Origin of the sequence: Dialister succinatiphilus YIT 11850 (assembly GCF_000242435.1) — a bacterium.
GTDB lineage: Bacteria > Bacillota > Negativicutes > Veillonellales > Dialisteraceae > Dialister > Dialister succinatiphilus.
Map to the genome: position 1 here is coordinate 5,078 of NZ_JH591190.1, position 4,581 is coordinate 9,658.

The window sequence follows — 4,581 nt, forward strand, 5'->3', positions numbered from 1 at the left end:
CCCCGTCAAACTTACGAACCCTCCGGCCCATAGGGCCGGTCCATCTTAAGAACCCTCCCTCATAACGCTGACTTCATACTCATCGCCCATAAGGGCGATACCACAACCCTCGGCCCGAAGGGCCGTCAAACTTAAGAACCCTCCGGCCCAGCGGGCCGGTCCATCTTAAGAACCTTCCCTTCTGAACCCTCTGAACCCGGGCCGCGGAGCGGCCCTCTTACAAATCTCTGAAATGGAATTTCTTCTTTCCTGATGCGTAGTCTCCTACGATCTGGCCATGGCCCAGAAGTTTGTATTTATAGGACACCAGGCCTTCCAGTCCGACAGGGCCCCGGGCGTGGATTTTGGAGGTGGAAATGCCTACTTCGGCGCCGAAGCCGTAGCGGAAGCCGTCGGCGAAGCGGGTGGAGGCGTTCTGATAGACACCGGCGGAGTCCACCAGGGTCATGAAGCGGCGGGCGGTTTCTTCATTTTCCGTAATAATACAGTCGGTGTGGTGGGAGCCGTAGGTATTGATGTGGCTGATGGCTTCGTCTGTACTGCCTACCAGTTTGATGGCCAGAATGAGGTCCAGATATTCCTTATGCCAGCTTTCTCCTTCGGGAATCACATCCACCGGAATCATGGTGTTTACTTCTTTAGTGCCCCGGATGGTGACGCCGGATTTGTGCAGGGCGTCTGCCAGTCTGGGCAGGAAATCTTCGGCAATGCTCCTGTGCACCAGCACCGTTTCCACCGCATTGCAGGCGGCGGTGTACTGGGTTTTCCCGTCAATAATGAGAGGAATGGCTTTGGCTATGTCATAGTCTTTATCCACATACATGTGGCAGACGCCGTCAGCGTGACCCAGGACGGGGATGGAGGTATGGTTCATAATGTACTGCACAAAGGCGTTGGAGCCCCGCGGGATGAGGAGGTCCACGGACTCATGGCATGCCAGCAGTTCATCAATTTCATTGTGCTGCTCTGCCTGCAGGAGGCACTTGGCAGGCAGTCCTGCCTCCAGGGCTGCTTCATGAATCAGGGAAAAGAGGATGCGGTTGGTATAGGTCGTTTCTTTTCCGCCTTTCAGAATGGCACAGTTGCCGCTCTTCAGGCAGAGGGAGGAAATCTGCACCAGTGCGTCGGGGCGGGCTTCAAAAATCACGCCGATGACGCCGATGGGGCAGGTCACTCTGGTGAGGGTGAGCCCTTCATCCAGCTGGCGGTGCAGGGTGATTTTCCCGATGGGATCCGGCAGGGACTGCAGGCTTTCCAGTTCTTGCGTCACATCGGCCAGTTTGGCTTCATCAAAGGTGAGGCGTTTCATCACTGCCGGCGCCACATGGTTTTCCAGAGCCAGGGAAAGGTCTTTCCGGTTGGCTTCAAAAATTTCTTCCCGATGTTCATTGAGACGGGTCTCTATCAATGCCAGGGCCCGGTTCCTCTGCTCTATGGGCATGGCGGCAAGCAGGGGGGCTGCCAGTTTCATCTGTTTCGTTTCTTCTCGTATATTCATGGTGAAAGCTCCTTTCCCGGGGAAATGCGGATTGGTAAGAATACCTTCATTGTAGGGGACCGGGGAGGGAGAGTCAATATTTTGTGAAAAGTTTCCTGTGGGTATGAAGGTATGAAACACCACTGGCGTCACGCCGGGTGGGAAACCTTTTGCGAACAGTTTCCTGTGGGGATGAATACCACTGGAGCCACGCCGGGTAGGAAACTTTTCGCTCATAGTTTCCTATAGGTATGAAACACCATTGGAGCCATACCGGGGAGGAACCTTATACGCCAAAAGTTTCCTGCCGGAGTGGAACCAACGGGTTTCACTCCGGCAGGAAACTTTTTAAATACGGCTTTATTGTTATGAGACTCCGGGCTTTACGGTTTTTCCCTCAGATCTTGGTCCGCAGTTTCTTTTCCCACCAGGAAAAGAAGAAGGTCAGGATAATGGCCACAGTCCAGTAGGCGATGGCATCGGCAATGTAAGGCTCCGTGCGGCGGTTGTAGAGGGCGGAGAAAATGTCCGCTTCGGCAAACATATCTACCACTTTCACTGTAAATACCAGAGCCAGCAGCTTAATGGTCTTCAGGTAGTAGGTGAAAAACGTAGGGAGGGCCACAATGAAGGCCTGGGGAAAGATGATGCGGGTGAAGGCGGCAAAGGGGGTCATGCCTGTGGCCACGGCCGCTTCATACTGGCCCCGGTCTACGGAAAGGAGGGCGCCCCGCACATTTTCCGACTGGTAAGCCGTATTGTACAGAATGAAGGTGGTGTACACCGTCCAGTAGGGGCTCACGTCGAAGGGCTTCACCGTTTGTCCCGTGAAGGAGGAAATCACCGGTGCCAGCAGGAAAGGCAGGGAATTGTACACGATGAAGAGCTGCACAATGGAAGGAACGCCTCGGAAAAAGGAAACGAGGACGGCAAAGATGCCGTTCACGAAGCGGCCGGAACTCTGCCGGATCACGGCGATGACGGAGCCGAAAAGAATGCCGAAGAAAAGGCTGATGAAAGCCATGAAAAGGGTATTGGGAATGGCCTGGGCAATGAAGAGAAAGGCCCTGGGCAGTACAGCAAAATCAATCATCAGGAGGCCCTCCTTTCATGGTTTCCATTGTATTTCTGAAAGAGGTGGAAGGCCGCTTCCACCAGAATCACCAGAGCCCAGTATATAAGGGCCACGGCGCAGTAGGTTTCCAGCTTTCCCTGGCCGTAGTTGGCGTTGATAATCAGGCCTGCCCGGCCCATGAGGTCCACCACGCCGATGAAGAACATGACAGAGGTGTCCTTTAAAATGTTGATGGCTTCGCTCACCAGACTGGGAAGGGCCACCGGCAGGGCCTGGGGCGCGATGATGTGCACCACCCGGTGAAAGGGAGACAGGCCGAAAACCATGGCTGCCTCATGCTGCCCCCGGTCCACGGACAGATAGGCAGGGCGGATGATTTCCGATATCACCGGCGTATAGTGGAAGCCAAGGGCAATGAGTACATAGGCTGTCAGAGGCCAGCCGTCGGGGCTGATGCGGAAGGCCCGTACAATCACCGGCAGCACGAAGTACACCAGGTACAGGTCCAGAATGAAAGGCATGGACCGGTTGTAGGACAGCCACACCTCGCAGAGCTGATGGAGAAAGGGCACTTTGGCAATGCGGATCACTGCCACCAGGGTGCCGGTACAAAGACAGAGCAGAATGGAGGCGGCAATCACTTCCATGGTGAAGGGAAGCGCCGTAGACAGCCGGGGGAAGAGGCCCAGGAAATAGGACATATTAAAGGTCAGCATATTACCCCTCTTCTCTTTTCAGCATGCGCTGAAGAAACTGCCGGGTCTTTTCTTCCTTTGGATGGACGAAGATTTCATCAGGGCTGCCTTCTTCCACCACTTCCCCATGGGACATGAAGACCACCTTGGAAGACACTTCCTGGGCGAAATGCATTTCATGGGTGACAATGATCATGGTAATGCCCAGGGTAGCTACAGAGGCAATGGTATCAAGCACTTCGCCCACCAGCTCCGGATCCAGGGCGGAAGTGGGTTCGTCGAAAAGAATCACATCCGGCCGGGGAGCCAGGGCCCGGGCAATGCCGACCCGCTGCTGCATACCGCCGGAGAGCTCGGAGGGATACATTTTGGCATAATCCGCCATGTGCACCCGTTCCAGCTCCTTCATGGCGATTTCCACAGCCTCTTTCTTCGGCTTTCCATAGCCGTAAATCAGGCCTTCTGTTACATTTTCCAGCACCGTCTTGTTGCGGAACAGGTTGAACTGCTGGAAAACCATGGTGGATTTCCGGCGGAGATTCTGGATATCCTTCTTGGAAATATGGGAGAAATCCACCGACACGTCGCTGATGGTGAGCTTCCCGGCCTCCGGCTTTTCCAGGTAATTCAGGCAGCGGAGAAAAGTGGTCTTCCCGGTGCCCGAGGGACCCAGAATAGACACGACGCTTCCTTTTTCCACGGACAGATTGATATCTTTTAAAACCTCCACATTTCCGAAGGATTTGCGGATATGTTCGGCGCGTAGTACAAGGGACATAAAGAGCCTTCTTTCTATGGTTACTATTCAGAGAAACGCCTGATGATTTTCCCGGCGCTTCCTTATTGGCAATATAAAAACCCCGTCCCCATGGGACGGAGAATTCCGTGTTCCACCCAGATTCATTCCTTCGTCGCCGAAGAAATCTTGGCCAGTCGTAGACTGCAGGCTGTAACGGGCTTCCCGGACAGCCCTACTTCCTTCAGACTGTCAGCTCAGAGAGGCACTTCCATGAAATTCCCGTACCCGCTTCCACCATCCGGGCTCGCTTTATCAGTTCCATCCATGTACTTTCTCTCGTCCTTGCAGAGAATTAAATATATCACTTTCAATATACCATAGATAGGGGAAGAAATGCAAGAGAGGGGATGTTAGAGGAATGGGGGTGGGCGCCTTATGGACAAGCCCCTATGGGGATTGAGGGTTGACGGCCCGCTGGGCCGAAGGTTCTTAAGGGGCTTAAGTTTGACGCGCCTTTGGCGTGCACAGCGAACATGATTTGAAGGAGCAAAGCGACGCACAAATCATAGTGAGTCGTTTCCCCTTTAGGGGCGAG

At 54.1% G+C, this 4,581-nt stretch carries 4 protein-coding genes; all 4 read right to left on the reverse strand.

Translation table 11 applies throughout. From position 1 onward, the window contains the following. Window positions 1–217 precede the first annotated feature (217 nt). Window positions 218–1,498 (reverse strand): glutamate-5-semialdehyde dehydrogenase, encoded by a 1,281-nt coding sequence (locus tag HMPREF9453_RS10180; protein WP_008860479.1) that lies wholly within the window; start codon window positions 1,496–1,498, stop codon window positions 218–220. Window positions 1,499–1,874: 376 nt separating this feature from the next. Next, window positions 1,875–2,570: an amino acid ABC transporter permease gene (locus tag HMPREF9453_RS10185; protein ID WP_008860480.1), complete on the reverse strand. Its 696-nt coding sequence runs from the start codon at window positions 2,568–2,570 to the stop codon at window positions 1,875–1,877. Beyond that, entirely contained in the window at window positions 2,570–3,268 is a 699-nt protein-coding gene (locus HMPREF9453_RS10190) for an amino acid ABC transporter permease (RefSeq protein WP_008860481.1), read from the reverse strand. Before HMPREF9453_RS10190 ends, HMPREF9453_RS10185 begins: the two co-directional genes overlap by 1 nt. A 1-nt stretch (window position 3,269) precedes the next feature. Further along, window positions 3,270–4,025, reverse strand: a complete 756-nt coding sequence (locus HMPREF9453_RS10195; protein ID WP_008860482.1) for an amino acid ABC transporter ATP-binding protein — start codon at window positions 4,023–4,025, stop codon at window positions 3,270–3,272. Between the last annotated feature and the right edge of the window lie 556 nt (window positions 4,026–4,581).